The organism is Rhodococcus sp. KB6, from assembly GCF_001445685.1.
GTDB lineage: Bacteria > Actinomycetota > Actinomycetes > Mycobacteriales > Mycobacteriaceae > Rhodococcus_F > Rhodococcus_F qingshengii.
In genome coordinates, this window is the sequence record NZ_LNAK01000023.1 from 88,701 (window position 1) to 115,065 (window position 26,365).

Sequence of the window (26,365 nt, forward strand, 5' to 3'; positions counted from 1 at the left end):
AGTCAGCGTGCGAGGTTCACAGCCAGTTGTTGCGACGGAAGAGAAAGAACAAGCCGACACACACCGACGCGATGAGGAACAGGATGGACTGATAGCCGTACTTGTAACCGAGTTCCGGCATGTTCTCGAAGTTCATCCCGTAGATACCGGCAACGCCGGTCGGCACGGCGGCGATAGCGACCCACGCGGAGATCTTGCGCATGTCGGTGTTTTGCTGCACCGCGATCTTCGCGAGTGCGGCGTCGACCAGCGAACTCAACACCTCGTCGTATTCCGAGATACGTTCGGCCACGATCGTGTGGTGATCTCGTACGTCACGGAAGTATCGCCGGATCTCCTTCGGGACGAGGCCGCCCGCGGGCTGGGTCAGCTGGAGCAGTGGCAATCCGAGTGGAGTGACCGAGCGTCGTAGTTCGACGATTTCACGTTTGAGCAGGTAGATGTGCTCGACGGCAACGGTGTTCCGCGGGTTGAACACCAACTCTTCCATGCTGTCGACGTCCTGTTCGACGAGTTGGATGACGGAGAGATAGCTGTCGACGACGTGGTCGGTGATCGCGTGCAACACCGCGAACGGGCCCATGGTGAGGCGCTCGGGGTTCTGCTCGAGTGACTTGCGCACGCTTGCCAGTTCGGAGTGATCCCCGTGCCGGACGGTCACCACGAAGTCGGGGCCGACGAACACCATGATCTCGCCGGTTTCGACGATCTCGCTCGCCGTCGCGACGGACTCGTGCGGTACGTAGACGACCGTGCGCAGCACCAGGAACATGACGTCGTCGTAGCGTTCGAGTTTCGGGCGCTCGTGTGCATGGACGGCATCCTCGACCATCAGCTCGTGGAGTCCGAAAGTTGCTGCGACATCTTGCATCTGACCTTCGTCGGGAGCGTGCATGCCCACCCAGACGAACGCGTTGTCGCGACTACGAACCTCGGCCAACGCGGCGCGGTGCGTGTACTTGCCCGGCAACCGCACGCCATCCACGTAGACCGCGCAGTCGACGATCGCGCGGGCAGCCGGAACGGGGATCTTGGGCGCATCGGCTTGCGTCGATTTGCCGTTCGACCAATTCGGCAGTGACGGCATGGTTGGCACGCTCGCTCCTTCTCGGTCTGTAATGCAGTGGAACGGCAGGGGAACGGCACTACAGCGACACCTGATCGAATTGCGCTGCCGCTGCGGCGTAATCGTACGTCAGCTTCCGGCTCGCCCACCGGAGCGCGATGAAGTTGCCGATTGCTGACACACTGGAACAGTGCGAATAGATCTTCACACCCACTCCAACGCATCGGACGGCACCGACACCCCGGCTGCCCTCATGCGCGCCGCAGCCGACGCCGGACTCGACGTCGTCGCCATCACCGATCACGACACGACTTCGGGCTGGGCCGAGGCGGCGCAGGCCTTGCCGGCCGGCGTCAGCCTGGTTCGTGGGATGGAGATGTCGTGCGAAGGTCGAGGTGAGCGTGGTTGGCCGGTCGCTGTACATCTGCTTGCGTACCTGTTCGATCCGACGCACCCCGAATTCGCAAAAGAACGTGAGCGACTGCGCGCCGAACGCGTCGAACGTATCCGGGTGATGACGACCATGATGGCGCGTGACGGTCTGCCCGTCGATCCCGATCAGATCCTCGCCGACGCCGGTCCGTCCGTCGGACGCCCGCACGTCGCAGCGGCCTTGATGCGAGCGGGAGTGGTGTCGAGCATCAGTGAGGCTTTCTCCGACCTGTTGTCCAGTCGAGGGCGATACGACGTTCCCAAGTACGACACTCCGCTCGAGTACGCCGTCGAACTGGTGGCAGCGGCCGGGGGAGTAACTGTCCTTGCGCATGGACGGGCCCGTTCGCGCGGCGGATTGCTTGCGCTCGACCACATCCGTGATCTGGCCGAGCTGGGTCTCGGGGGTCTCGAAGTCGATCACCCAGACCATCGCAGCGACGATCGTGACGTCCTGCGCCGCCTGGCTGTGGACCTGGGTTTGGCAGTCACCGGATCCTCGGACTACCACGGCGAGAACAAGACGATCGGACTCGGCGACGAGCTCACGGACGAGGCCGAGTTCGACAAACTCGTCTCGGCTGCCACCGGCGTGGAGGTACTTGGGCGCTGATGCTCGACACCACGCTCTACCTCACCGTGTTCATCACGCTGTTCGTGATCATGGACCCGCCCGGAGTCATCCCGGTGTTCTTGTCACTGGTCGGCCGCAAAAGCCGTGAAGATCGCAACCGAGCGGCATGGCAGGCCCCCGCCGTCTCCCTTGCGGTCATCTCGGTCTTTGCCATCGGCGGTCAGGCGATCCTCAACTACCTCCACATCGGCATTCCGGCGTTGCAGGGCGCCGGCGGATTGCTGCTGCTTCTCATCGCACTCGAACTGCTGACCGGCAAGGCCTCCAACCGTCCGCAGGGAGCCGACGACGTAAACGTCGCACTCGTTCCTCTGGGAACGCCGATGATGGCCGGTCCCGGTGCGATTGCAGCCGTCATCGTCTTTGTCGCCCAGGCCGACGGTGAAGCGGCGTCGTATCTGGCGATCGCGTTGGCGATTCTGTCCATCCACCTCGTGCTGTTCGTGGTCCTGCGCTTCTCGACCGCACTGATCCGGATACTGGGCGAGGGTGGCATCAGTCTGCTGGCACGCATCGCCGGTCTTCTGCTCGCCGCCATCGCGGTTCAACTCATTGCGGAATCAGTCCGCGGATTCGTCGCGGGAGCGTAAGAGATGACATACGACGACAGGTACGACCGGAACGACAGGTACGAGGACGACTACCAGTACCAGGAATATCAGGACTATCAGTACGAAGACGATTACGGCTATCCCGCCGACAAACGACAATGGCTGCTGGTCCGCGCTCTACGCGCCCTGAGTGGCACCGTGGCGGCCGGAATCGTGGTCTTGACACTCGTGATCATCGGTTCGGCATATCTGGGCGGCAACCGCGGATTCCCGGGTCCGGGAACAACGTCGATCACCGCGCACATTGCGGCCTCGGTGGTTGCTCTCGCCGCGCAGATCTGGTGCGACCGCAGGCGGGGTATCGCGGCGGTTGCCGGATCGGTGGTCGTGCTCGTGGTGGCGGGGCTGTTGTTGGTGACGCAGTGGTGGGGATGACTGGGTGGGGATGACACGGTGGGGATGACGGCTCGGGTTCGAGTGTGGTGAGGAATCCGACCGCTTGGAGGATTTGATTGTGATCCGACTCTGGTGGCAAACTGGAGTTACTTCGAGGCGGCGCCACAGCCCGGCCCCGAAGTGCAGGTTTCGTCAGAATTTCTCCCGAAACCTAGATTGCATGGATACGCCAGGGCTCACCCGCCCCACACCATGACGCTTCGGATGTATTGCGGCCCACTTTCTCGCGCACGCCGAATGCTCTTCTTCTCAGTAGTCGTTCGCGGAAGAAATGATCTCTGACCGTTGTGAACGTAGTTTCGCAGCGGTCTGAAGGATTACTTCCCAGTAACCCAGCCCCGCTTGAGGCTGGACTAATCAGGAGTGTCATCGTGTCCCTCGTGACTGAAGCCATCAACGTACCCAAGGTCGAGTTGACCGACGAAGAAATCTTTGCCGCTCACGTCGGTGGCAAGCTCTCGGTCGAGACCACAGCACCGCTCGATACGCAGCGGGCACTCTCGATCGCCTACACGCCGGGTGTTGCTCAGGTGAGCCGCGCCATCGCTGCAGACGAAACCCTTGCCGATCGATACACGTGGACCAACCGACTCGTCGTCGTGGTCAGCGACGGCACCGCGGTTCTCGGACTCGGCGACATCGGCCCTCGCGCGTCGCTGCCCGTCATGGAGGGCAAGTCGGCGCTGTTCAAGAACTTTGCCGGACTGAACTCCATTCCGCTGGTTCTCGACACCAAGGATCCCGACGAGATCGTCGAGACACTCATCCGACTGCGTCCGAGCTTCGGCGCGGTCAACCTCGAGGACATCTCGGCGCCGCGTTGCTTCGAGATCGAGAAGCGCGTCATCGAAGCTCTCGACTGCCCCGTCATGCACGACGATCAGCACGGAACCGCCATCGTGGTCCTCGCGGCACTCAAGGGCGCCGTGAAGGTCCAGAGCCGCGACATCACCACACTCAAGGTCGTCATCTCCGGCGCCGGCGCTGCGGGTGTTGCCTGCGCGAACATCCTGCTCGCCGCCGGAATCAGCGACGTCATCGTGCTGGACTCGAAGGGCATCATCTCGGGTGAGCGCAGCGACCTCAACGACGTGAAGGCAGAACTCGCGGCCCGCACCAATCCCCGTGACCTGCATGGTGGTGCCATCGAGGCTCTCGAAGGTGCTGACGTGTTCCTCGGTGTCTCGGCGGGCAAGATCCCCGAGGAGCTCATCGCTTCGATGGCTCCCGAGTCGATCGTGTTCGCACTCTCCAACCCGGACCCGGAGATTCACCCCGAAACCGCGTCGAAGTACGCGGCGATCGTGGCGACGGGCCGTAGTGATTTCCCGAACCAGATCAACAACGTTCTTGCCTTCCCCGGTGTCTTCAAGGGCGCGCTCGACGCCGGCGCCCGTCGCATCACCGAAGGTATGAAGCTCGCTGCCGCCGAGGCAATCCTGTCGGTGGTCGGCGACGAGTTGGCGGCGGACAAAATCGTCCCCAGCCCACTCGACCCTCGCGTGGCACCCGCAGTAGCGGAAGCCGTCGCGGCCGCAGCGCATGCTGAGGGCGTGACCAGCTAAGAGGGACTACGAAAGCCCCGATCGGAACCCGCACACAAGGTTCCGATCGGGGCTTTTTCGTGTGTACCGAGAGCTACAGACGAGTGAGGTCGGGTGTTCGGCGTAGCCTGCCGGTGCCGGGAACCGATGCCCAGACCACCAGCGCCAGTAAGCCGTCCACGACGAGAGCCACAACCGCGACCAGGATTGCGCCGACGACCACTCGGTCGTACTTGTAGAGCGCGAGACCGTCGAAGATGTACCGGCCGAGGCCGCCGAGGTTGACGTAGGCGGCGACCGTTGCCGTGGCAATCACCTGCAGTGTCGCGTTACGCAGTCCGCCGAGAATCAATGGCAGCGCATTGGGTATCTCGACGCGGAAGAGCACTTGGAGTTCGGTCATACCCATCGCCCGTGCGGCCTCGACGACGCCACGGTCGACGCTGGCGATTCCGGCGTACGTGCCGGCGAGTAGTGGGGGAATACCAAGAATGACGAGGGCGAGAATCGGCGGCATCACTCCCAGACCCATGAGAAGAACGAGGAAGGTCAGCAGGCCGAGAGTGGGCAGTGACCGCAGTGCGTTGACCAGACTGACGACCACGATCTCACCGCGACGCAGATGGCCGATGAGTAATCCGATGGGCACCGCGATCACAGCCGAAAGTGCCACGGCCAGAACGCTGTACCAGAGGTGCTGGAGGATGCGGGTGCCGATTCCGGTGTCGCCGCTCCAATTTCCGGGATCGACGATGAAGTCCCAGGCCCCGGTGAAGATGCTCATACGGGTTCCCCCTCGGCTGACAGGACGGCGGGAACCTTCGACGAGGTCGACGTTCTGGTCCACGGGGTCAGGAATCGGCCGATCAGATAGAGGATCAGATCGAGCGCCAGTGCCAGCACGACGATCGCGATGATGCCCGCAACGATCTGGTCGGGATAGTCGCGGTCGTAGCCTTGTTTGAACAGGACTCCAAGCCCGCCGATTCCGATCAGAGATCCGACTGACACCAGCGAAATATTGGTAACGGCAATAACTCTGATGTTCGCGATCATCACCGGCAGCGCCAATGGCAACTCGACCGTCAGAGCGCGTCGTAGTGGTGTGAAACCGACGGCGGTGGAGGCGTCGATGACGTTGTCCGGCACCGAGTCGAGTGCTTCGGGTACTGCCCGGATGAGCAGTGCCGTCGCATACACGCTGAGTGCGATCACGACGTTGAGAGGATCAAGGGTCTTGAGTCCGAACAACTGGGGGATGGTGACGAACAGCGCGAGCGACGGAATCGTGAACGCAATGCTCGCCAGGGTCAACGTGATTCGGCGCAGCCATCTGACGTTGCGGATCGCTGTTCCGACCGGAACGGCAATCAGGAGACCGATCAGCAAAGGAAGCAGTGCCAGATACAGATGGGTCTTCGAGTAATCCACGACCGTCGAGAAATTGTCGATGAGCCAGCGCATGCCGCTACGACCCGAATCCCTCGGTGAAGGCGACGCGGTTGCGTTCCTCGTCCTCGCGTCGACGCTGATCTGCCAATTTCGCAACGACTTCGGAACCGAGGATCCCGCCGATGACCGCGCCCTCGCCGTCGACGGCAACACCGATACCGGAAGGCGACGAGATTGCCGCATCGAGTGCTTGGCGGAGATCGCCGCCGGGGGAGAACAGCGAACCACCGGCAGACGTCGACTGAGCAAGGGTTCGTCCCGAGCGCAGGCCTTCGACGCCGGTCACGTCGATCCATCCCTGCGGGGTTCCGTTGTCCGTGACCACGAGAACCCATTCGCCCAATTCGAGACGTAGAGCCTTCAATTCGTTCTCGACGGCCGTGCGTATGGGGTGCAACGGAACCTCGTCGGCAGCGCGGAACGACAATCCCCGATAGCCGCGATCGCGTCCGACGAATCCGGCGACAAAATCCGTTGCCGGAGCGGCCAACACGTCGCGAGGTGCCGCCACCTGCTGAAGCCGCCCGCCGGGACCGAAGACGGCAATGTGATCACCGAGTTTGACTGCCTCGTCGATGTCGTGGGTGACAAAGACGATCGTCTTCTTCAGTTCGCTTTGAAGACGGAGCATTTCGGTCTGCAGATCCTCACGCACCACCGGGTCGACGGCGCTGAAGGGCTCGTCCATCAACAGGATCGGCGGATCGGCAGCCAATGCTCGCGCAACTCCCACACGTTGTTGCTGCCCACCCGAGAGTTGCCCGGGATAGCGGGTGGCAAGGGAGATGTCCAGACCGACTCGTTCGAGTACCCCCAACGCGGCTTTGCGCGCGGCGCGGCGGGACTCACCGCGCAGTACCGGAACTGTTGCGACGTTGTCGATCACGGTGCGATGCGGAAGCAAGCCGGCGTTCTGGATGACGTACCCGATGCCGAGACGCAGCTTCACCGCGTCGGTCTGGGCGATGTCACGACCGTCGACGAAGATCTTGCCCGACGTCGGTGTGATCATCCGGTTGATCATGCGCATCGACGTCGTCTTGCCGCACCCGGACGGCCCCACGAACACCGTGAACGACTCGGCCTCGATGGTGAGATCGAGACGGTCGACGGCGGTGGGGCCGTCCGGATACTGCTTGGTGACGCCCTCGAAGGTGATCACGTGACTACGAGACCGGCTTGTCGAGGCCCTGCGCCGTCACCCACGCCTTGGCCGCCGCTGCCGGCTCCGTCTTGGTGTCGCCGGACACCTGGACGTTGAGTGCCAACAACTCTTCGGTGGTGAGCTTGGCGGACACCGCATCGAGGACTGTCTTCAACTTGTCGGAAGACTTCGACGCGCGCAGCACCGGCACCACGTTCTGAGCCGGGAAATTGTTCTTCGGGTCTTCGAGAACCACGAAGTTGTTCTCCGGGATGGAGGCCGACGTCGTGAAGATGTTTGCCGCGGTGATGTCACCGGAGGAGAGAGCCTTCACGGTTGCCGGTCCACCGCCGTCGGCGATCGGAACGAAGTTGGCTGCCGAGATGTCGAGGCCGTAATTGGACTTCAAACCGGGCAATCCGGCTGGACGTTCCTGGAACTCGGCCGGAGCACCGAACTTGACCTCGGCGGAATGCGGAGCCAGATCGGCGATCGTCTTCAGGTTCCACTTGTCAGCGGTTTCCCTCGTGACAACGACGGCGTCCTTGTCCTCGGCGGATGCAGGCGTCGCAATTGCCAATTCCGACCCGAGAGCTGCGGGAAGAGCAGCGAGGACGTCAGCGGAGCTGGTGGCCGTGCTGTCGGGATCCAAGTACTGCAGGAGATTTCCCGTGTAATCCGGAATGACACTGATGGACCCGTCCTTGAGTGCCGGAATGTACGCCTCGCGGCTGCCGACGTTGAACGACGTGGACACATCGAACCCGTTGACACGCAGTGCTTCGGCGTAGATGTTGGCGATCGTCTCGGATTCGGTGAAGTTGGCGGAGCCGACGACGATCGCGTTGGGATCGCTGTTGGAGTCACCGTCGCTGCTACCGCACGCTGTCAGTGCAGTCAGAGAGACAACGGTTGCCGCGGCTACGAGCCAACGGTTGGAACGAAATCGTGAGGTGCGCATGAGCGTCCTTCCGGTTTTTCGGGCGTCCCGTGTTTCGGGCGTCGGAAACCATTCCCTTGTGGCGAAGCCACCCGAGTGACTTCGACGGCGCCGCCACCGAGTGGCTGCGTCAGGACTGGTTACCGCGCATCGCCCGACAAGTGTAACGATAGGTACCGACATGGCACGGTTTTCGATCCATGGGATTGGATGTGAGGATTTCGGTGAAGAGCACACGCACGAAGTATTCGACTGTTGTTGCAGCACTGATGGTCCTGCCGATTCTCAGCGGATGCGCAAACGGTGATTCGGTGGTAGAGGGTGCCGAAGCGGAGTCTCGTGACCAGATCGTGGTGGCTGCTGACGCATCGGTGGAGAGTTCGGTGTTGGCCGAGGTGTATTCGACGGTGCTCTCCTCCTCCGGCCTGTCGGCTCGCGTCGAATCGGTGGGTGGTGGCCGAAACCAATCACTCGAGGCTCTGGACGCAGCGCGAGTCACTTTGGTGCCCGAGTTCACCGGCGCGCTGCTCGATCACTACGACCCGTCATCCCCGGCCCGCAAGGCCGACGACGTCTTCGAAGCCTTGAGTCGCTCTCTGCCGGAAGGTCTTTCGGTCTCCGACTATGCGATGGCCGAAGATCGTGCGGTCCTCGCACTCGACACCGGATACGCACAGTCGTTGGGAGCGAAGACGATAGAAGCCTTTGCTCCTTCGTGTGCCGCGGCGAGGCCGCTCGTCTCCGCGAGATTCGTCGAGGACGGGGCAGTGGAACAGTTGGCCGAGGGCGCCGAGTGTGTCTTCGCCGGTGTCGATCAGGCAACGCCGGCAGACGTACCCGGTGCACAAGTATTCGGAACCACGACGCTGTCGGCGTTGGCACAATCCGATGCCGTCACAGTGCTCGCTGATTCGAATCACGTTCTGGCTGCGCAGAATGTCGTTCCGCTCTTTCGAGCGGGCGCACTGGGAGATTCGGCTGTCAAGGCGCTCAGCGTCGTTGCCGGTGAACTGTCCACCACCGATCTCGCCGCAATGATCGAGCAGGTGCGGACCGGCAAGGCGTCAGCCTCGGAAGTCGCCCGCACCTGGTGGGACACCCGTCAGTGACATGGACGAAGTGGGGCACCCGTCAGTGACATGGACGAAGTGGGGCACCCGTCAGTGACATGGACGGAGTGGGCCACCCGTCAGTGACTGTTCGAGCCCACTGCTGAACTCGAATCATCCTTGGCGCGAATCAGTTTCGATGCGATGAACTGGCCGAGGTCGGAAACGGCGTCTGCTGCTTCCTTCACCAGTGACGCCTGTGCGTGAGCCACGTGCCACAGTCTTGCGTACTCGACCAGGGACACGTCGACGCCGGCAGCGGAGAGCTTGTCGGTGAACGTCATGATCTGCGGGTAAAGGACTTCCTCGGAACCGACGTGAATCCTGGTGGGTGGCAACCCGTCGAGCTTGCCGTGCATCGGTGCGTAGCCGGGATCAGTACGGTCGACTCCGGCAAGGTAGGCGTCGGCGGCGTCGAAGGACCACGCTGTGTTGACCACCAGGTCGGCCTTTTTGGTGGCACCCCGATCGCCGGGATCGACCCACGGTGAGATCAGGGCAAGCGCGCCGGGGGTCACGCCGTGACGCTCGATCAGACGAATAGCGGTCGCCGCGGCCAGGCCGCCACCGGCCGAATCGCCGGCGATGGCAACGCGGTCTTCCGAATAGTCGAACTCGGTGACCAACTGCATGAAGGCCGAGACCGCGTCGTCGAGAGCGGCGGGATACGGATTCTCCGGCGCGAGACGGTAGTCCAAGGTGAAGACCGCACTGGACGACTCACGGGCGAGATGAGCTGCGAGAGAACGGTGTGTGGACAGCGAACCGAGCGTGTACGCCCCGCCATGCAGGTAGAGAACTGCGGTGGGGCGCTCGGTTGCGCCGACGGTGATCTTCTCTGCCGGTCGGCAAGCCAGCTCCAGCGGGCGCACGACGGCGCCCGCTGGAACCTGCTGTAGCGGTGCCCCGGCCTCGAGCAACAGACGTTGAATCCGATACGGCAGCCGCGAGTTGAAAGCCAGACGGAAGTACGGCTTCAACAAGAATGCGACCACGGGCAGCGGAAGGGTGAACGTGCTCACCGGCAGGGCTCCTGACTCTTTGTGCGAACTGCGCTGTGAAACGAACTGCGCTGTGAAACGAACTCAGCTGGACTTGGGCATCATTCGGCCGGCGACGATCGCGACGATGCGCTGGTAGCCCGATCCTACGAGGCGAACCCAGGCGTCGAGTGCGATTGCGTCCATCCCGATGAGAACTCGCGGCTTGCTCTTGCGAACGCCGTTGACGATCGTCTTGGCGGCATCTTCCGGAGTGGTGCGCGCGAGCTTGCGGTCGAAGAACTCGGAGAAGACCGCAAGATCTTCACCCGGGCCTGCGGTGGCGTTGCGTGCGATGGCGGTCTTGATTCCGCCCGGGTGCACACAGGTCACCTTCACCGGGTGCTTGGCGATCAGCATTTCCTGGCGAAGCGACTCGGTGAAACCGCGAACGGCGAACTTGGCCGAGTTGTATGCGCTCTGACCCGGCATCGACAGCAGACCGAAGAGGCTCGACACGTTCACGATGTGCCCGTCACCGGAGGCGATGACGTGGGGAAGGAATGCCTTGGTGCCGTTGACAACTCCCCAGAAGTCTACGTCCATGACACGTTCGAAGTCCTTGAACTCGGACTTCTCGAAGGTGCCGTGGTAGGCGATTCCGGCGTTGTTGTAGATCTGGTTGACCTTGCCGAAATGGGCGACAACCGCGTCGGCGTACTCGAGAACCGCTTCGCGCTGGGTGACGTCGAGATGGTCCGACTTCACCTCGGCGCCGATGGCTTCCACCAGACGCGTTGTCTCGGCGAGCCCGATGGTGTCCACGTCGGAGATTGCCAACTTGGCGCCCTGGCCGGCCAGGTTCAGTGCTAGTGCGCGACCGATGCCCGATCCCGCTCCGGTGATGACTACGACCTTGCCTGCAAAATCACTCATTGTGCTACTGCCTTCTCGTCGTCGAGGTCGATCTGTGAAGTGGTCGCGGTGCCGACGGCGCCAAGATCCGAGGTGGCGACGCTGCGGTATGCCGCGAGGTCGAAATGCTTGGTGGCATTGCGGAACTGGAAGGTGAAGCCAGGCCACAGGGTGGTGTTGTTTCCGTGCTTGTCCATGTACCAGCTGGCGCAACCGCCGTTGTTCCACACGCTCTTGGACATAGCTGCCTGCAGGTCCTTGTTGTACTTGTCCTGCTTGTCCTTGCGCACCTCGATGGTGCCGATGTCGTACTTGTCGATGGTGGCGATCGCGTCGACCAGGTAGTTGATCTGCGACTCGATCATGAAGACCATCGACGAATGTCCGAGGCCGGTGTTGGGTCCGACGAGGAAGAACATGTTGGGGAAGTTGGCAACTGCCGCGCCCTTGTATCCCTGCATGCCGGTCTCTTCGAAGACCTCGGCGAGCGAGCGTCCGTCCTTGCCGAAGATTCCCGCGAAGGTGGGGGAGTCGGTGACGTGGAATCCGGTCGCCACGACGATGGCATCGATCTCACGCGTGGTGCCGGTCTTCGAGACGATCCCGTTGGCGGTGACCTCCTCGATGCCTTCGGTCACCAGGTCGACATTGTCCTGGGCGAGGGTGGGGAAGTAGTTGTTCGAGATCAGCATGCGCTTGCAGCCGATCTGGAAGTTGGGCATGACCTTCTTGCGAAGATCCTTGTCCTTGATCTGGGCCTTCAGGTGACGCTCGGCGGCGAACTGCAGCGGCTTCATGAAGACCGGCGCCTTGGCCAGGCCGACGACCTGCGTCTCTCGCATCCAGTAGATACCGGTGCGGCACAACTTCTGGAAGCCGGGGAGGTACTTGAACGCGAGGTGCTCGATCTTGGTGTACTCGCGGTCTGCGCGGGGCAGGATCCACGGCGCCGTGCGCTGGTACACGTCGAGATGCGAGACCTTCTTGCCGATGGCCGGCACGATCTGGATGGCCGAGGCGCCGGTTCCGATGACGGCCACACGCTTGCCGGTCAGATCGGCGTCGTGGTTCCAACGCGAGGAGTGGAAGATCTCGCCCTTGAAGCCGTCGATGCCCTTGATGTCCGGAAGTGAAGGCTCACACAATGCGCCGACGGCCGAGACGACGATCTTTGCGACGAATTCGCCCTTGTTGGTGCTGACGTGCCACCGAGCAGACGCCTCGTCCCAGCGTGCGGAGAGAACGTCGCAGTCGAAGATGTGCTTGTCGAGCACCTTGTGGCGGTTGGCCACCGACTGGATGTACTTGTAGATCTCGGGCTGAGTGGAGAAGGAGCGCGTCCACTCCGGATTGAGTGCAAAAGAGTACGAGTACAAATGCGACGGCACGTCACACGCGGCGCCCGGATAGCTGTTGTCACGCCAGGTCCCGCCGACGTCGTTGCCGCGCTCGAGAACGACGTAGTCGGTGATGCCGGCCTGTGCCAGTTTGATCGCCGCACCGAGACCGGCGAAACCACTGCCGATGATCAGTGTGCCGACGTGGCGAGTATCCGCGGCAGGTGCTGAGGTATCTGTAACTGGAAGACTCATGTAGGGAACGATATGCCTTTATTGAGTCACGGTCAATAGCTTATTGACGAATATTCAGTAGTCTATTGGGCATGGACGCAGTAAAGCGAACGCGGCTCGACCCTGCGCAACGCCGAGCGCAACTCATCGACCTCGGGGCGCGGATGCTGGCCGAACGGCCGCTCGAACAGATTTCCGTCGAGGACATCGCCGATCAGGCTGGTGTCTCGCGGGGGCTTCTGTTCCACTACTTCGCGTCGAAAAGCGAGTTCCATCTGGCGATCGTCCGACACAGCAGTGAACAGATGCTCCAGCGCACCGAGCCGAGCGAGTCGGACGATCCGATGCTCACCCTCCGCTCGGTGCTGGCGTCGTACGTCGACTACGTGACCGAGAACCGCAATACCTACGTCTCGCTGCTCCGGGGGACCGCCAGCGGGGATCCGCAGATGCGTGAGGTGTTCGAGCAGACTCGCGACATCATGGCCAAGAGAACCCTCGATCAGCTCCCGAAGATCGGCCTGACTCGAACACCTCAGGTGGAGTTGGCCGTTCGCGGTTGGATCGCGTTTGTCGAGGAAGCCACCATCAGTTGGCTCCGAGCGCCCGCCATCACCCGCGAGGAACTGATCGACCTGACGGTTCAGTCGTTGCCCGCGTTGGCACTGGCCGCCGTCGGCTTCGATGCCGGGCCGGATCTGGGTCTGCTGCAATCGAATTGACGTGAACGCAGAAAGGCCGGGCCCCACACTCCTTGCGGAATGTGGGGCCCGGCCCTTGTCAAATTACTGAGATCAGTTGGTCGGCAGGAACGCCTCGTCCAAGATCTCCTGCTGCTCCACCGCGTGGACCTTGCTCGATCCCGAAGAGGGAGCGGACATCGGACGACGCGAGATGCGCTTGATACCGGTCAAGGTCTCCGGCAGAAGGTCCGGCAGAGCCAGCCCGAGGAACGGCCACGCACCCTGGTTTGCGGGCTCTTCCTGGACCCAACGGAACTGATCCGCATTCGGGTAACGGTCCAGGGTCTCCTTGAGGCGACGCTTCGGCACGGGGTAGAGCTGCTCCATGCGCACGATGGCGATGTCGTCACGCTCGTCCTTGTGCTTCTTCGCCAGGAGTTCCCAGTACAGCTTGCCGCTGACCAGCAGAACCCGCTTGACCGATTCGCGTGCGCTTTCGCCGCTCTCGTATGCCGGCTCCTCGAAGACCGAACGGAACTTGCCCGTCGTGAAGTCCTCGACGTTGCTGACGGCAGCCTTGTTACGCAGCATCGACTTGGGCGTGAAAACCACCAGCGGACGGCGGATGCCGTCGAGGTGATGGCGACGCAGCAGGTGGAAGTAGCTGGCCGGAGTCGACGGAACCGCAACGGTCATCGAGCCTTCTGCACACAGCTGAAGGAAACGCTCGATGCGACCGGAGGTGTGGTCCGGACCCTGACCCTCGTGACCGTGCGGCAGGAGCAGCACGACGTCGGAGAGCTGACCCCACTTGGCCTCACCCGAAGAGATGAACTCGTCGATGATGGTCTGCGCGCCGTTGACGAAGTCACCGAACTGCGCTTCCCACAGGACCAGAGCGTCGGGGTTACCGACCGAGTAGCCGTACTCGAAGCCCAGACCTGCGTACTCGGTGAGTGCGGAGTCGTAGACCATGAACTTGCCGCCGTTTTCGGCGTCGGCAGCGATCTTGGCGATCGGGCTGTACTCGTTGCCGGTCTTGCGGTCGATGAGGACCGAGTGACGCTGCGTGAACGTTCCTCGCTTGGAGTCCTGACCCGCGAGGCGGATCAAGGCACCCTGCTCGGCCAACGAGCCGAACGCAAGCAATTCTGCGAACGCCCAGTCGACATGTCCCTCACGGGCCATCTCGCGGCGCTTCTCGGCAACCGGCTTGACGCGCGGGTGAACGGTGAAGCCGTCGGGGACGTTGACGAACGCATCACCGATGCGCTCGAGGACCTCGGGAGCGACAGCCGTGGTCAGGCGAGCCGGGGGAGTCTGGTCGAGTTCGACGGACTCGGACGGTTCGGGCTGGAACTTCTCGAGTTCACGGACCTCGTTGAAGACCCGTTCGAGCTGGCCCTGGTAGTCGCGAAGTGCGTCTTCGGCTTCCTTGAGCGAGATGTCACCGCGGCCGATGAGGGACTCGGTGTAGCTCTTACGAACGCTGCGCTTGGTGTCGATGACGTCGTACATGGCCGGCTGGGTCATCGACGGGTCGTCGCCCTCGTTGTGACCGCGACGGCGGTAGCAGATGAGGTCGATGACAACGTCCTTGCCGAACTTCTCACGGAAGTCGACGGCCAGCTGAGCAACCCAGACGCAAGCCTCGGGGTCGTCGCCGTTGACGTGGAAGACCGGTGCGGCGATCATCTTCGCGACGTCGGTGCAGTACTCGGACGAGCGTGAATGTTCCGGAGCGGTGGTGAAGCCGACCTGGTTGTTCACGACGATGTGCACGGTGCCACCGGTGCGGTAACCGCGAAGCAGCGAGAGGTTGAGCGTCTCGGCGACAACGCCCTGACCGGCGAATGCAGCGTCACCGTGCAGCATGAGCGGCAGGACGGTGAAGCCTTCTTCACCCTTGTCGAGGATGTCCTGCTTGGCGCGGACCAGGCCTTCGAGAACCGGGTCGACGGCCTCGAGGTGCGATGGGTTTGCGGTCAAGGAGACAGCGATGTCGTTGTCACCGAACATCTGGATGTACGTTCCGCTGGCACCCAAGTGGTACTTCACGTCGCCGGAGCCGTGAGCGGCTGCCGGGTTCATGTTGCCCTCGAACTCCGTGAAGATCTTGGAGTACGGCTTGCCGACGATGTTGGCAAGCACGTTGAGACGGCCACGGTGCGGCATGCCGATGACGACCTCGTCGAGCTGGTGCTCGGCGGCCTGGTCGATCACGGCGTCCATCATCGGGATGACGGCTTCGGCGCCTTCGAGCGAGAAGCGCTTCTGGCCGACGTACTTGGTCTGCAGGAACGTCTCGAAGGCCTCGGCGGCGTTGAGCTTGCTCAGGATGTACTTCTGCTGAGCGACCGAAGGCTTGGCGTGATGGCCCTCGACGCGGTCCTGGATCCACTGACGCTGATCCGTCTCGAGGATGTGCGTGTACTCGACGCCGACGTGGCGGCAGTACGCGTCGCGCAGCACGCTCAACACGTCGCGCAGCTTCATCTTCTCTTGACCGTGGAAGCCGCCGACCTTGAACTCACGGTCCAGATCCCACAGCGTCAGGCCGTGGCTGATGACGTCGAGGTCGGGGTGGCTGTGGAACTTGTCCTTGACGAACTGCAACGGGTCCGTGTCGGCCATGAGGTGGCCGCGGTCACGGTATGCAGCGATCAGTTCGAGAACGCGGGTGTTCTTGTCGACAGCGCCTTCCGGCACGTCCTTGCGCCACCGCACCGGCTCGTACGGGTTGCCGAGCGCGTGGAAGATCTCGTCGTAGAACTCGTCGCTGATCAGCAGGTTGTGGATCGTGCGCAGGAAATCGCCCGACTCGGCACCCTGGATGATGCGGTGATCGTAGGTCGAGGTGAGAGTCATCAACTTGCCGACGCCCATCTCGGCCAGCTTCTCGTCGCTGGCGCCCTGGAACTCGGCGGGGTATTCCATCGCGCCGGCACCGATGATGGCGCCCTGGCCCTTCATCAGGCGAGGAACGGAGTGAACCGTGCCGATACCGCCCGGGTTGGTCAGCGAAATGGTGACGCCGGTGAAGTCTTCGCCGGTGAGCTTGCCTTCACGGGCGCGTCGGACGATGTCCTCGTATGCCGCGTGGAACTGGACGAAGTTCATCGACTCGGTGTTCCGGATGGCGGCAACTACCAGTGAGCGGTTGCCGTCCTTTCCGGGAAGGTCGATCGCGAGTCCGAGATTGGTGTGCTCGGGCGTGACCGCGTTCGGCTTGCCGTCGATTTCGGCGAAGTGCCGGTTCATGTTGGGGAACGCGTTGACTGCCTGGACGATCGCGTAACCCAAGAGGTGGGTGAACGAGATCTTGCCGCCGCGGGTACGCGCGAGGTGGTTGTTGATGACGATGCGGTTGTCGAACATCAGCTTCGCGGGGATGGCACGCACGCTGGTTGCAGTCGGGATCTCGAGCGAGAGCGACATGTTCTTGACGACTGCGGCTGCGGCGCCGCGGAGAACCTTGGTTTCCTCGGCTCCGCCGGCAGGGGCGGGCTTGGCAGTAGCGGCCGCGGGCTTGGCTGCTGCGGGCTGGGCCGGGGCGGCCTTGGCGGCGGGCGCTGCCGTCTTCGCGGGGGCCGGAGCGCCAGCCTTGGCAGCCGGCGCAGGAGGTGCGGTCTTGGGGGCGGGAGGCGTGGCCTTGGGAGCAGCAGGCGGAGCTACAACAGCGGCGGGTGCAGCCGCGTTGCCGTTCGAGGCAGTCCCGTTTCCACCTCCCGTGTTCGCCGAGTCCGGCGAGTAATCGGTCAAGAATTCGTGCCAACTGGGATCCACGGACGACGGATCGTCCTGGAAGCGTTGGTACATCTCGTCAACCAGCCACTGGTTCTGTCCGAATTGGGATGTAGAACTGCTGCTCACGGCAGGTGTTCGCCTCGTTTCTATTTCGGTACCCGATCAGAGCGCCTATATACATGAGATTAGCCCGAGCGTGTGACGAGCAATTGTGCGGCACACAATTTGTGAGCTGTCTCACGGAAGTCCGTGATCTTGCGATCGCGCACTACCTCTCGGCGGTACAAATCCGTGCCGACTGTCACGCGACGGGGTTGCCTTCGATGACAGTTCTCGACGTCAGATTATTCCCCTCACGCGCCTGCGATGCATCCCAGAGTCCCGAGTAGTGACCACCGGCATACCGCAGAACATCGTGCGGGCCGTATTCAACGATACGTCCCCGGTCAACTACGACAACGAGGTCCGCTCGGGCAGCTGTCGCGAGGCGGTGAGCTACGACGACGGAAGTCCGTTTCCGGGTGACCGACCGACTTGCTTCGAGCACCATTCGTTCGGTCGCGGGATCGAGCGTCGCGGTCGCCTCGTCGAGGAGCAGAAGGTCCGGGTCGACGAGTTCGGCACGGGCCAATGCGATCAGTTGGCGTTGGCCCGCCGAGAGCCCCTGGCCGCGCTCGCCGACGGGATGATTCATGCCTCCACGCATGTCGGCTATCGAATTCAGTGCGCCGACGGAACGTGCCGCTTCCTCGATCTCCGCGTGCGACGCCGACGGCCTGCCGTACGCGATGTTGTCGGCGACCGTGCCGGTGAACAGATGGGCTTCTTGTGGGACCACGCCGAGGCGACGTCGGTACTGCGAGAGGTGGAAGTTCCGGATGTCGGTTCCGTCCACGTCGACCGATCCGGACGTCGGGTCGTAGAAGCGGGCGAGCAACTTCACGACCGTCGACTTCCCGGCACCGGTTCGGCCGACCAGAGCGACGGTCGTGCCCGGCGGGATTTGCAGATCGAAATCGGAGAGGGCGTCGACGTCCGCACCCGAGTACCGGAACCCGACCCCGTCGAGATGGACGGCGCCGTCGAGTCGTCCGGAGATCGCGATCAAATCCTCGCTGTCGGCAGTCTCGATCGAACTGCGAGTGCGCAGCAGGTCGCCGATTCGTTGCAATCCGACGTTTGCCTGTTGGTAACCATCGAACACTTGTGAGAGTTGCTGAATCGGTCCGAACAGCAGACCGAGGTAGAGCACGAAAGCGATCAGTACGCCGGGCGAAGTCGATCCGTTGGCGATCTGGTGCGCACCGACGAACACGACCGCGGCCAACGCGAGGTCGGACAGGAACGAAATGAAAGGGAAGTAGATCGAAATGGCTCGCTGCGAGCGCATCCGCGATCGGCGGTAGCTCTCGGAGCGTTCTGCGAACCTACGCGCAGCACCTTCTTCGCGGCGGTAGGCCTGAGCCGCTCGCAGACCGGCGATGTTCTCCTGGAAGTCGGCATTGACGAGCGAGATCCGTTCGCGGGACTGGCTGTAGGCAACCGAGGAGATCTTGCGGAAGATCACGGTCGCGACCACGAGCGGTGGGATGACGGCCAGCGCCACCAGGCCGAGCGTCACGTCGGTCGCCAGGAGGGCGATCGAAATTCCGCCGACGGTCAGGACGCTCACGATCGCCGTCGACATACCGGTTTGGATGAACGACGAGAGCGCGTCGACGTCGGTGGTCATACGCGTCATGATGCGGCCGGACAATTCCCGTTCGTAGTAGTCCAGACCCAGGCGCTGCAAGTGTGCATAGCTGCGGACGCGGAGCCCGAACAGCACGCGTTCACCGGCTCGGGCCGTGAGCACCGTCATGACCGCCACGATGACCCAGTCTGCGGCGACCAGGAGCGCGCCGAACGCCGTCGCGATCCAGAGTGTGGTGCTGTCTGCGGTCACGACTCCGTGGTCGATCGCATATCTGACGAGAGAGGGAAATGCGATCGCCGCGGCGGAGTCCAGGGCAAGGCACACGACAACCGCCAGTAGAACCCAGCGGACCGGCCTCAAGATCTGTCGGAGTGAGAACTGTGGATTCGATTCGCGCAGGCTCTCAGGAGCAATTCCGGGGTCTTCGCGTGCGGGTGGGAGAGCGTCGACTGCTGCCCGCAGAGACGGAGTCACCGCGATTCCGCTGAGCGCTCCGGCCATCGGTCCGCCGGCACTCTGCGCCGAAGCGGTAGTGCTGTCGGCTTCGGATTCCGGAGCCTGCGGCCACAGCTGCTCGGCTGTGGGCTCGCGGCGTTGATGTCCGAAAGCATCAGGGCCGGCCTCGTCGATTTCGGCGGATAGTTCCGGCGGCGAGGAGAACAGGGCGCGAAAGAGCGGACATCGCGCTTCCAGCTCGTCCACGGTTCCGGAGTCGATGATCCGTCCGCCGTCGAGAACCGCGACGCGATCTGCCAGCGTCAAGGTGGATCGGCGGTGCGCGAGGATCAGCGTGGTTTGCCGTCGTCTGGCCCGGAACGCGTCGAAGATCGCAGCCTCGGTTGCCGCATCGACCGCGGAGGTGGCGTCGTCGAGGACCAAAATCCGCGGGTCGACGAGGAGGGCTCGGGCAAGCGCGATGCGCTGACGCTGGCCGCCCGACAGCGTCAGACCTCGTTCACCGACAACGGTGTCGTATCCGTCCGGGAGTGCCTCGATGAAGGTGTCTGCCTGTGCCAATGCAGCTGCGACGCGGATGTCCTCGTCGGAGGCGTCCTCGCGCCCCAGTGCGATGTTGGCGGCGATGGTGTCCGAGAACAGGAAAGGTTCGTCGAAGACCAGGCTGACGGCGGCACGAAGCTGCTCACTGCGCAGTTCGCCGATGGGGAACGTCTCGCCCGCGGTATCGACGGTCACTACACCCGAAGTCGGGGCGTAGAACCGGGGGAGAAGCAAGGACAACGCGGTCTTGCCCGACGCGGCCGGCCCCACGACGGCGACGGTCTCGCCCGGTTCTATGCGGAGGTTCAGCCCGGTCAGGACGTCGCGTTCGGTGTCGAACCCGAATGCGACGTCTTCGAAAGTGACGCCGAGCGGACCGTCGGGCAGGTCCACCGGATGGTCAGGATCGGCGATGTCCGGCTGAGCGTTGATGACGTCGTAGACACGCTCGACAGCGGCGCGCGCAAGCTGCGCCATGACGATGACCGACGACAGAGTTCGGGTGACGCCGGTCATCGTCACGATGTAGGTGGCGAACGCGAGAAACGTTCCCACGGTGATCTTGTCGTGCAGTGCGAGATACCCGCCGAGGGCGATCACTCCCACCTGCCCCAGCTGGGGCAAGGCGGCCATGGTCGGCGCGAATTTCGCGTTCAACCACGCGGCGCGAAGACGCTCCGAATACAGCGTGCGGCTGTGCTTTTCGAGTTGGTCGACGGCTCGTTGTTCCTGCCCGAATCCCTTGACGACGCGCACGCCCGTGACGGTTTCCTCGACATGTTGGGCGAGGTCGGCGGCCCGCTGCTGCGCGGACCATGTTGCGGCGAAGAGCATCGGTCGCATCAGGAACACCACCAGCCCTACTGCGGGGATGACGGCGACAGCGACGAGAGTCAACAGCGGCGAGAGCCACGCCATGATGCCGATCGCGAGCACGAATTGCAGGAGCGCACCCGCGGACATCGGCACCATCGCGAGCAAACCCTGGACGAGTTGTAAATCGGTGATGGACCGGGATACCACCTGGCCTGTGCGGATCTGATCCTGCCCGCGTCCGTCGAGGCGTTGCAGCGAGCCGAGCAAGGCGAGCCGCAAGTCGTGTTGAACATCGAGCGAGAGTCGGCCGGCAAGCATCCGTCGGCCGTACTGGCACGCGAAGCGGACGACCGCGAGCAGCGCGATCGCCAGCGCGACGAACCCGATCACCTTGCCTGGGTTCTCCTGGCTTGCGGCGTCGAGCGCATAGCGGGTCAGAAGAGGAAACGAGATGTCGATCGCCGAAGCGATGACGGTCACCAGAAGCGCGCCGATGGCAACTCTTCGGTGCAACCAGCATGCGTGCGCCAAGCGGCGGATCCAGCCCGGAGCTCGATCGACCTCTCCAGCTACCGGACTGTCCGTGTTGATCGTGTTCATCGAGATCCACGGTAGACCCGGCCCCAGACAGCCTTTTCAGGTGATGTCGCGGGTCCTGGTCCGCAGCCAACCGAGCCCGCAGAACAGAACCACCCAAGCTGCCAGCATCATCGGGCCGCTCGGCCAGGACGCAAACGCGTCGACGTCGATCGACGGGGCCGCATTGACTATCGTGCCGATCGTGGCCGACACCGGAAGCGCGGCCCCGATCCCACCGAGATCCATCGCGAGCAGCACTGCGCGGACGATCCATTCACCGAAGACGAACCACAGGATGATCGAGAGGGCACCGGCCATCGACGAACCGGTGAGCAGTGCCACCCCGGCGCCGAGCAGTGCCCACAGAGCGCACGCCAGAATGCCTGCGGCGCAGATGGCGAAGAGATCGGTGGTGAAGCTGAAGTCCCGGCCGAAGAGCAACATCGCGCCGATGCTGACTACTTCGACCGCCAACGCGTAGCCGACGGCGAATACCGCGACGACGGCAAGTTTTGCGCCGAGAACTCCGTCACGGCCGCGAGCTGTGAGGAACGTCGTGGTGAGAGTTTTGTAGCCGAATTCGGATCCGGCGGTGAGTGCACCGAAGACAGCCGCGAACACCAGGACAAGCGTGTTGGAGACACCGAGGCTGACGCCGGTGGACACGACATCGACGTCGAAGGTGGTGTCAGCCGAATCGGCCACGACTTCGACGAATGTCCGAGTCGAGGCAGCAATCAGCACGGCCACGACGACCGGTGCGATGGCCAGTGCCCACCAGTAGCGCAGGGTGAGAACTTTGAGTGTCTCCGCGCGCACGAGCGTGGTCATCGGTGTCCTCCGGTAGGTCCGTATGCGGCAGGGCCGTAATAGCCCGGTCCGGAACCGGGACCGGGTGGGCGGTGGTATCCGACCTGGGGAACCGCGTACTGCGGTGTTGTCATCGCGAGGAACAGTTGCTCGAGATCTGCGCCTTCGGTTGCGACGCCGAAGATCGTGACACCGGCGGCGGATGCCACCGGTGGGAGCACCGACGTGTCGGTGCCGCCCACGGCGAGCCGTCCGTCCTGCGTGATCTGGGCGTCGATGATTCCGCGAGCGGCCAATGCCGTGGCGAGGAGCGCTGGGTTGGAACACGAGACGAGCAGTCGACTGCGCTGCGAGCGGCGAAGTTCGTCCACGGTCCCTTGGTAGACGAGTGAGCCGGCGCTGACGATGACCACGCTGTCGACGGTCGCTTCCACTTCACGAAGCGCGTGACTCGAGATCAGAACCGTTCGGCCGGAACCGGCGAAGGTCTGCAGGAACTGACGAAGCCACGCCATGCCCTCGGGGTCGAGTCCGTTCGCGGGTTCGTCGAGCACGAGGATCTCGGGATCACCGAGCATCGCGGTGGCAAGGATCAGGCGTTGGCGCATCCCGAGCGAGAAGGTGCCGGTCTTGTGGGCTCCGACCGATCTCAGACCGACCATGTCCAGCACCTGCGCCGCGCGCTGAGTCGGCATGCCGATAGCGGCCGCGTAGATCTCGAGGTGTCCGAGGGCCGTTCGTTTCGGATGGAGACTGCCGACGTCGAGTACTGCGCCGACGGTCCGAGCCGGGTTGGGCAGCAAACGCATCGGGGTGCCGTTGATCGTGGCCGATCCCGACGTCGGTGACACCAGTCCGAGGAGCATCCGCAACGTGGTCGTCTTGCCCGAACCGTTCGGACCGAGAAACCCGGTGATCGAGCCCGCCTGAACGTCGAAGCTCAGGTCGTTGACCGCGCGCGCCGCCTTGAACGTCTTCGTCAACCCACGAATCTCGATGGGGGCAGAGAAGGATCCCATTGCGGTGTTCGTCAATGCTGCTCCCGGGTCGGCGGCGAATACGTGATGCGAGCCTACGGCCCGGACAGCTATCTGCGGATGGCCCGGCGTGTCTCCGTCTGGGGACGCACTGCGGCATCGTCGGCAGGCATCACGATCAGGTGGTCGGTCCACCTGGCCGGTGCCGGTCCGAAGGCTTCGCGCGCATTCTTGACGACGCCCTTGCCGATTGCACGGTTGCCCGCACCGCCGATGACCGCACCGATTCCGGCCGGAACGAGCTTGCCGAGGATCAGTGCGCTGCGCTTCGCGGCGTACTTGGTCACGAATTTCCGCACGAGGGTGCTGTTCATTCCCCTCATCGTGGGTCCGGGAATCTTGCTCGTGATTGCCGTTCCCCAATTCTTGGCTGTGATTCCGGTGGCCTTCTGCACGATCTCCATACCGGATTCGCCGAGGGCGACTGCCAGGACCAGGGCACGTCGTTGCTGGTGATCCTGTACGGAGATTCCATGCACTGACGCAATTGCCAACGTCAGCAGCGCTGACGCCTCGAGGAAGAAAGCCGATTCCGCACCGACGGCAGCGATGGACGCGACCGTTCCGACGCCCGGCACGGCGGCGGTGGCGCCGACGGCACTGCCGCTTCCGGTCACGGCGAGAATGAACATCTTCTCCATCCGCTCGACGATCTGAGCAGGTGACTCGTCGGGGTGGGCCTTACGGACATGGTTGACGTATTTGGCCACTGCGGGCGCTTGCAGGCGGCTTCCGTTGTCGAGAACGGAAACGAGGACCTTCTCGATACGCCCGCTGTCGTTGTTCGTCGACTTGCTCATTGCTGCCCCTCCACAGTTGTCCTCCTCTGAAGCGAGGTGGACCGTATCTCGAGAATAGGTGAAGTTTTCGCTGGCGGCGGTGATCACCGGGGCCATAGGCTCGTACGAGACTCGGTTTTCTTCGTGAGTTTTCCCAGGCAGGAGTTCGAGTGTTATGACCGCCACTTCGGAATCTCGTTCGACGACCATCTGGCCGACGCTGCGCTACCTCGACGCCCGTGCGGCAATCCACTTTCTGGTGAGCACCTTCGGTTTCGTGGAGAAGGCCGTCTACGGAGAGGGAGACGTGGTGGACCACGCCCAACTCGACTGGCCGGGCGGTGGCGGCATCATGTTGGGTTCGCCGCGCACCGATTCGGCGATCGCCGGCCTGCCGCCTGGAATCGGTTCGGTGTACATCGTCGTGGACGACGCGGACGCCGCCGATGCACTCCACGAACGCGCTGTCGCGGCGGGCGCCACGATCACGCAGGGATTGCGCGACGAGGACTACGGTTCGCGGGGGTTCACCTGCCGTGATCCCGAAGGTGTGTACTGGAGTTTCGGCACGTACGCAGGGGAGTAGCCCCCCGCGACCTACCTGGTGGCCCAGTGCTCTGCCGGAACCACTTCCGACGGGATGGGCGGATGAGGTGGTGTGCCGTCCCCGAACGGTCGGCCACCCAACTGTTCGCGTCCGTGCGGTTCGAGCCAGTGTGTCAATTCCGGTCCCTTGGGCACGATTCCGGAGGGATTGATCTCGGAATGCACGATGTAGTAGTGCGCTTTGATCTGTGTGAAGTCGATGGTGTCACCGAATCCGGGGGTTTGGAACAGATCGCGCGCGTAGTCCCACAGCACCGGCATCTCGCTGAGTTTGCTTCTGTTGCACTTGAAGTGGCCGTGATAGACGGGATCGAACCGCGCCAGCGTGGTGAACAGGCGCACATCGGCTTCGGTGATGGTGTCGCCCACCAGGAAACGTTGCCGGGCAAGACGTTCGGTGAGCCAGTCGAGGCGAGCGAACAGCGTGTCGTATGCCTCGTCGTACGCCTGCTGTGAACCGGCGAAACCGCAGCGGTAGACGCCGTTGTTGACGTCGCGAAAAACGTACTCGGCCACTTCGTCGATTTCGTTTCGCAATGGCTCCGGGTACAGATCCGGCGCGCCTTCGCGGTGGTACTTCTTCCATTGCGTCGAGAAGTCGAGGGTGATCTGTGGGTAGTCGTTCGTGATCACCTTGCCCGTGGCGATCTCCACCATGGCGGGCACCGTGATTCCCCTGGGGTAGTGGGGATCTCGGGCGAAGTATGCGTCCTGCAGTCGCGGGATCTTCAGTACGGGATCGACGCCGCCCGGGTCGAGATCGAAAGTCCAGCTTCGCTTGTCGTGAACCGGACCGCAGATGCCCATCGACAGTACGTCTTCGAGGCCGAGTAGGCGGCGGACGATGATGGCGCGGTTTGCCCACGGGCAGGCACGTGCCACGATCAACCGGTATCGCCCGGGTTCGACGGGGTACCCGTCGCGGCCGTCCTCGGTGATCCGGGTCGGGATGTAGTTGGTGTCGCGTTTGAATTCACGACCCTCTTCGACGAATGTCGGTTCGCTCGCGCCGTCTTCCGTACTCATCTGCGGTCCCTCTCGTTCGAGTGTCAACTGGGCAGGTGCACGTGTACCCGAGCGTATGCCCCCAGAACGTCGAATTTGGCTTTACGTGGAAGCGTCGCTCCGATCGCACTGCCGCGACTTGTGCGTAGCTGCGGGATCAATCCGGAATCGAGAGCGTCCTCCGCAGCGAGAAGCGTTACTGCGCAGCCGATTCCGTGACGGCGATGCGCTGGAGCAGTCAGGGTCGTGAGATCTGCCACGAATCCCTGAAATTCGGAGTACGCCGCGCATCCGAGCACCTCGGTGGAATCGGTGAGGGCGGTGAACCACCGCGTCCGGTTCCCGAGGTCGGCTGTGGTGCTGTCGTCGGGTGGGCACAGCGCAGCGACGGCGAGGGCGTCGTCGATGTCGTGGGAAATCAGTAGTTGCTCGTCGGGTGGCGCGTCCGTGTAGTCGCCGAGGAAAGCGAGATCGACGGGGCCGGTGATTCTGCCGCCGTGATCGCCGGCGATCTCGAGCAGACGCGCCGGTTGCAGCAGGGCGTCGACGGAGATGTCCTCGGTGCGCTCGATGAACCACTGCGGCCCGACGATCGCACCTGAGCCTGCCAGATCGAGAACGTGGATGTCGTCGCCGACGACGCGGGCCGTGTGTGCCGGCCGAAGTGCCGAGTCGCCGAGGCCCAGTTCACGTGCCCAAGCGAGTCGGATGATGTCGAGGTGATGTTCGTCCACTCGCTACAGGCTAGTCCGATTCGAACGGGTTGATCGAGATGGACAGAGGTCGTATATTCCATGTGGACTATTTCAGGTGG

The 26,365-nt window shown here is 63.1% G+C and carries 22 protein-coding genes; 7 read left to right on the forward strand and 15 right to left on the reverse strand.

Translation table 11 applies throughout. The features are described from left to right. Positions 1-16 precede the first annotated feature (16 nt). Complete coding sequence (locus ASU23_RS04860) at positions 17-1,087, reverse strand: magnesium and cobalt transport protein CorA (protein ID WP_007736118.1); 1,071 nt, start codon at positions 1,085-1,087, stop codon at positions 17-19. 169 nt (positions 1,088-1,256) lie between these two features. On the opposite strand from ASU23_RS04860, the gene ASU23_RS04865 reads away from it, so the two are divergent. The 4 genes from ASU23_RS04865 (at position 1,257) to ASU23_RS04880 (ending at position 4,704) form a co-directional block, all read left to right on the forward strand. Beyond that, entirely contained in the window at positions 1,257-2,111 is an 855-nt protein-coding gene (locus ASU23_RS04865; RefSeq protein ID WP_007736119.1) for a PHP domain-containing protein, read from the forward strand. Further along, positions 2,111-2,722 carry a MarC family protein gene (locus ASU23_RS04870; protein WP_003945093.1) on the forward strand — a complete coding sequence of 204 codons (612 nt, stop codon included), beginning with the start codon at positions 2,111-2,113 and terminating at the stop codon, positions 2,720-2,722. The genes ASU23_RS04865 and ASU23_RS04870 overlap by 1 nt, the downstream gene beginning before the upstream one ends. A 3-nt stretch (positions 2,723-2,725) precedes the next feature. Next, positions 2,726-3,118, forward strand: coding sequence for a hypothetical protein (locus ASU23_RS04875; RefSeq protein WP_054781921.1), 393 nt, complete (start codon positions 2,726-2,728; stop codon positions 3,116-3,118). A 392-nt stretch (positions 3,119-3,510) separates the two neighbouring features. Continuing rightward, positions 3,511-4,704 (forward strand): NADP-dependent malic enzyme, encoded by a 1,194-nt coding sequence (locus tag ASU23_RS04880; protein WP_003945072.1) that lies wholly within the window; start codon positions 3,511-3,513, stop codon positions 4,702-4,704. Between the two features lie 73 nt (positions 4,705-4,777). On the opposite strand, the gene ASU23_RS04885 is transcribed toward ASU23_RS04880, so the two are convergent. From ASU23_RS04885 to ASU23_RS04900, 4 genes are read right to left on the reverse strand one after another with little or no spacing between them, the layout of a single operon-like run. Further along, positions 4,778-5,467 (reverse strand): ABC transporter permease, encoded by a 690-nt coding sequence (locus tag ASU23_RS04885; protein ID WP_003945081.1) that lies wholly within the window; start codon positions 5,465-5,467, stop codon positions 4,778-4,780. Next, on the reverse strand, positions 5,464-6,147 hold the full coding sequence (locus tag ASU23_RS04890; protein ID WP_007736121.1) for an ABC transporter permease: 684 nt from the start codon (positions 6,145-6,147) through the stop codon (positions 5,464-5,466). The genes ASU23_RS04885 and ASU23_RS04890 overlap by 4 nt, the downstream gene beginning before the upstream one ends. A 4-nt stretch (positions 6,148-6,151) precedes the next feature. Continuing rightward, complete coding sequence (locus ASU23_RS04895) at positions 6,152-7,297, reverse strand: ABC transporter ATP-binding protein (RefSeq protein WP_058037431.1); 1,146 nt, start codon at positions 7,295-7,297, stop codon at positions 6,152-6,154. Between the two features lie 4 nt (positions 7,298-7,301). Continuing rightward, positions 7,302-8,240 carry an ABC transporter substrate-binding protein gene (locus ASU23_RS04900; protein WP_054826380.1) on the reverse strand — a complete coding sequence of 313 codons (939 nt, stop codon included), beginning with the start codon at positions 8,238-8,240 and terminating at the stop codon, positions 7,302-7,304. A gap of 203 nt (positions 8,241-8,443) precedes the next feature. Between ASU23_RS04900 and ASU23_RS04905 the strand changes: the two genes are divergently transcribed. Beyond that, positions 8,444-9,328 carry an ABC transporter substrate-binding protein gene (locus ASU23_RS04905; RefSeq protein WP_030536932.1) on the forward strand — a complete coding sequence of 295 codons (885 nt, stop codon included), beginning with the start codon at positions 8,444-8,446 and terminating at the stop codon, positions 9,326-9,328. A gap of 80 nt (positions 9,329-9,408) precedes the next feature. On the opposite strand, the gene ASU23_RS04910 is transcribed toward ASU23_RS04905, so the two are convergent. The 3 genes from ASU23_RS04910 to ASU23_RS04920 form a co-directional block, all read right to left on the reverse strand. Beyond that, entirely contained in the window at positions 9,409-10,350 is a 942-nt protein-coding gene (locus ASU23_RS04910) for an alpha/beta hydrolase fold domain-containing protein (protein WP_058037432.1), read from the reverse strand. 63 nt (positions 10,351-10,413) lie between these two features. Then, positions 10,414-11,244 carry an SDR family oxidoreductase gene (locus ASU23_RS04915; protein ID WP_007736128.1) on the reverse strand — a complete coding sequence of 277 codons (831 nt, stop codon included), beginning with the start codon at positions 11,242-11,244 and terminating at the stop codon, positions 10,414-10,416. Continuing rightward, positions 11,241-12,815: an NAD(P)/FAD-dependent oxidoreductase gene (locus tag ASU23_RS04920; protein ID WP_003945071.1), complete on the reverse strand. Its 1,575-nt coding sequence runs from the start codon at positions 12,813-12,815 to the stop codon at positions 11,241-11,243. The genes ASU23_RS04915 and ASU23_RS04920 overlap by 4 nt, the downstream gene beginning before the upstream one ends. Positions 12,816-12,886: 71 nt before the next feature. On the opposite strand from ASU23_RS04920, the gene ASU23_RS04925 reads away from it, so the two are divergent. After that, entirely contained in the window at positions 12,887-13,516 is a 630-nt protein-coding gene (locus ASU23_RS04925) for a TetR/AcrR family transcriptional regulator (protein WP_007736130.1), read from the forward strand. Between the two features lie 72 nt (positions 13,517-13,588). Here ASU23_RS04925 and ASU23_RS04930 read toward each other — a convergent pair whose 3' ends face one another. The 5 genes from ASU23_RS04930 to ASU23_RS04950 all read right to left on the reverse strand — a co-directional run bounded on the left by ASU23_RS04930 (position 13,589) and on the right by ASU23_RS04950 (position 23,961). Beyond that, positions 13,589-17,350 carry a multifunctional oxoglutarate decarboxylase/oxoglutarate dehydrogenase thiamine pyrophosphate-binding subunit/dihydrolipoyllysine-residue succinyltransferase subunit gene (locus tag ASU23_RS04930; protein ID WP_058037433.1) on the reverse strand — a complete coding sequence of 1,254 codons (3,762 nt, stop codon included), beginning with the start codon at positions 17,348-17,350 and terminating at the stop codon, positions 13,589-13,591. 175 nt (positions 17,351-17,525) lie between these two features. Continuing rightward, the gene (locus ASU23_RS04935; RefSeq protein ID WP_058037434.1) at positions 17,526-21,335 is read right to left on the reverse strand and encodes an ABC transporter ATP-binding protein; all 3,810 of its coding nucleotides are present in this window, start codon (positions 21,333-21,335) and stop codon (positions 17,526-17,528) included. Positions 21,336-21,371: 36 nt separating this feature from the next. Then, a complete protein-coding gene (locus ASU23_RS04940; protein ID WP_058037435.1) occupies positions 21,372-22,145 on the reverse strand; it encodes an ABC transporter permease in 774 nt (257 codons plus the stop codon). Beyond that, positions 22,142-23,143, reverse strand: a complete 1,002-nt coding sequence (locus ASU23_RS04945; RefSeq protein ID WP_058037436.1) for an ABC transporter ATP-binding protein — start codon at positions 23,141-23,143, stop codon at positions 22,142-22,144. The genes ASU23_RS04940 and ASU23_RS04945 overlap by 4 nt, the downstream gene beginning before the upstream one ends. Positions 23,144-23,211: 68 nt before the next feature. Continuing rightward, positions 23,212-23,961, reverse strand: coding sequence for a hypothetical protein (locus ASU23_RS04950; protein ID WP_058037451.1), 750 nt, complete (start codon positions 23,959-23,961; stop codon positions 23,212-23,214). 154 nt (positions 23,962-24,115) lie between these two features. On the opposite strand from ASU23_RS04950, the gene ASU23_RS04955 reads away from it, so the two are divergent. After that, complete coding sequence (locus ASU23_RS04955) at positions 24,116-24,526, forward strand: VOC family protein (RefSeq protein WP_003945129.1); 411 nt, start codon at positions 24,116-24,118, stop codon at positions 24,524-24,526. A gap of 11 nt (positions 24,527-24,537) precedes the next feature. Here ASU23_RS04955 and ASU23_RS04960 read toward each other — a convergent pair whose 3' ends face one another. Then, positions 24,538-25,572, reverse strand: coding sequence for a glutathione S-transferase family protein (locus tag ASU23_RS04960; RefSeq protein WP_042450363.1), 1,035 nt, complete (start codon positions 25,570-25,572; stop codon positions 24,538-24,540). Between the two features lie 23 nt (positions 25,573-25,595). Then, the gene (locus ASU23_RS04965; RefSeq protein ID WP_003945114.1) at positions 25,596-26,285 is read right to left on the reverse strand and encodes a hypothetical protein; all 690 of its coding nucleotides are present in this window, start codon (positions 26,283-26,285) and stop codon (positions 25,596-25,598) included. Positions 26,286-26,365 lie beyond the last annotated feature (80 nt).

Excerpts from the sequence above, each read along its gene's own strand:
- ASU23_RS04860 (WP_007736118.1), bottom strand. The coding sequence starts at position 1,087 with ATGCCGTCACTGCCGAATTGGTCGAACGGCAAATCGACGCAAGCCGAT.
- ASU23_RS04870 (WP_003945093.1), top strand. The coding sequence starts at position 2,111 with ATGCTCGACACCACGCTCTACCTCACCGTGTTCATCACGCTGTTCGTG.
- ASU23_RS04875 (WP_054781921.1), top strand. The coding sequence starts at position 2,726 with ATGACATACGACGACAGGTACGACCGGAACGACAGGTACGAGGACGAC.
- ASU23_RS04885 (WP_003945081.1), bottom strand. The coding sequence starts at position 5,467 with ATGAGCATCTTCACCGGGGCCTGGGACTTCATCGTCGATCCCGGAAAT.
- ASU23_RS04890 (WP_007736121.1), bottom strand. The coding sequence starts at position 6,147 with ATGCGCTGGCTCATCGACAATTTCTCGACGGTCGTGGATTACTCGAAG.
- ASU23_RS04900 (WP_054826380.1), bottom strand. The coding sequence starts at position 8,240 with ATGCGCACCTCACGATTTCGTTCCAACCGTTGGCTCGTAGCCGCGGCA.
- ASU23_RS04915 (WP_007736128.1), bottom strand. The coding sequence starts at position 11,244 with ATGAGTGATTTTGCAGGCAAGGTCGTAGTCATCACCGGAGCGGGATCG.
- ASU23_RS04920 (WP_003945071.1), bottom strand. The coding sequence starts at position 12,815 with ATGAGTCTTCCAGTTACAGATACCTCAGCACCTGCCGCGGATACTCGC.
- ASU23_RS04925 (WP_007736130.1), top strand. The coding sequence starts at position 12,887 with ATGGACGCAGTAAAGCGAACGCGGCTCGACCCTGCGCAACGCCGAGCG.
- ASU23_RS04935 (WP_058037434.1), bottom strand. The coding sequence starts at position 21,335 with ATGAACACGATCAACACGGACAGTCCGGTAGCTGGAGAGGTCGATCGA.
- ASU23_RS04940 (WP_058037435.1), bottom strand. The coding sequence starts at position 22,145 with ATGACCACGCTCGTGCGCGCGGAGACACTCAAAGTTCTCACCCTGCGC.
- ASU23_RS04945 (WP_058037436.1), bottom strand. The coding sequence starts at position 23,143 with ATGGGATCCTTCTCTGCCCCCATCGAGATTCGTGGGTTGACGAAGACG.
- ASU23_RS04950 (WP_058037451.1), bottom strand. The coding sequence starts at position 23,961 with ATGAGCAAGTCGACGAACAACGACAGCGGGCGTATCGAGAAGGTCCTC.
- ASU23_RS04955 (WP_003945129.1), top strand. The coding sequence starts at position 24,116 with ATGACCGCCACTTCGGAATCTCGTTCGACGACCATCTGGCCGACGCTG.
- ASU23_RS04960 (WP_042450363.1), bottom strand. The coding sequence starts at position 25,572 with ATGAGTACGGAAGACGGCGCGAGCGAACCGACATTCGTCGAAGAGGGT.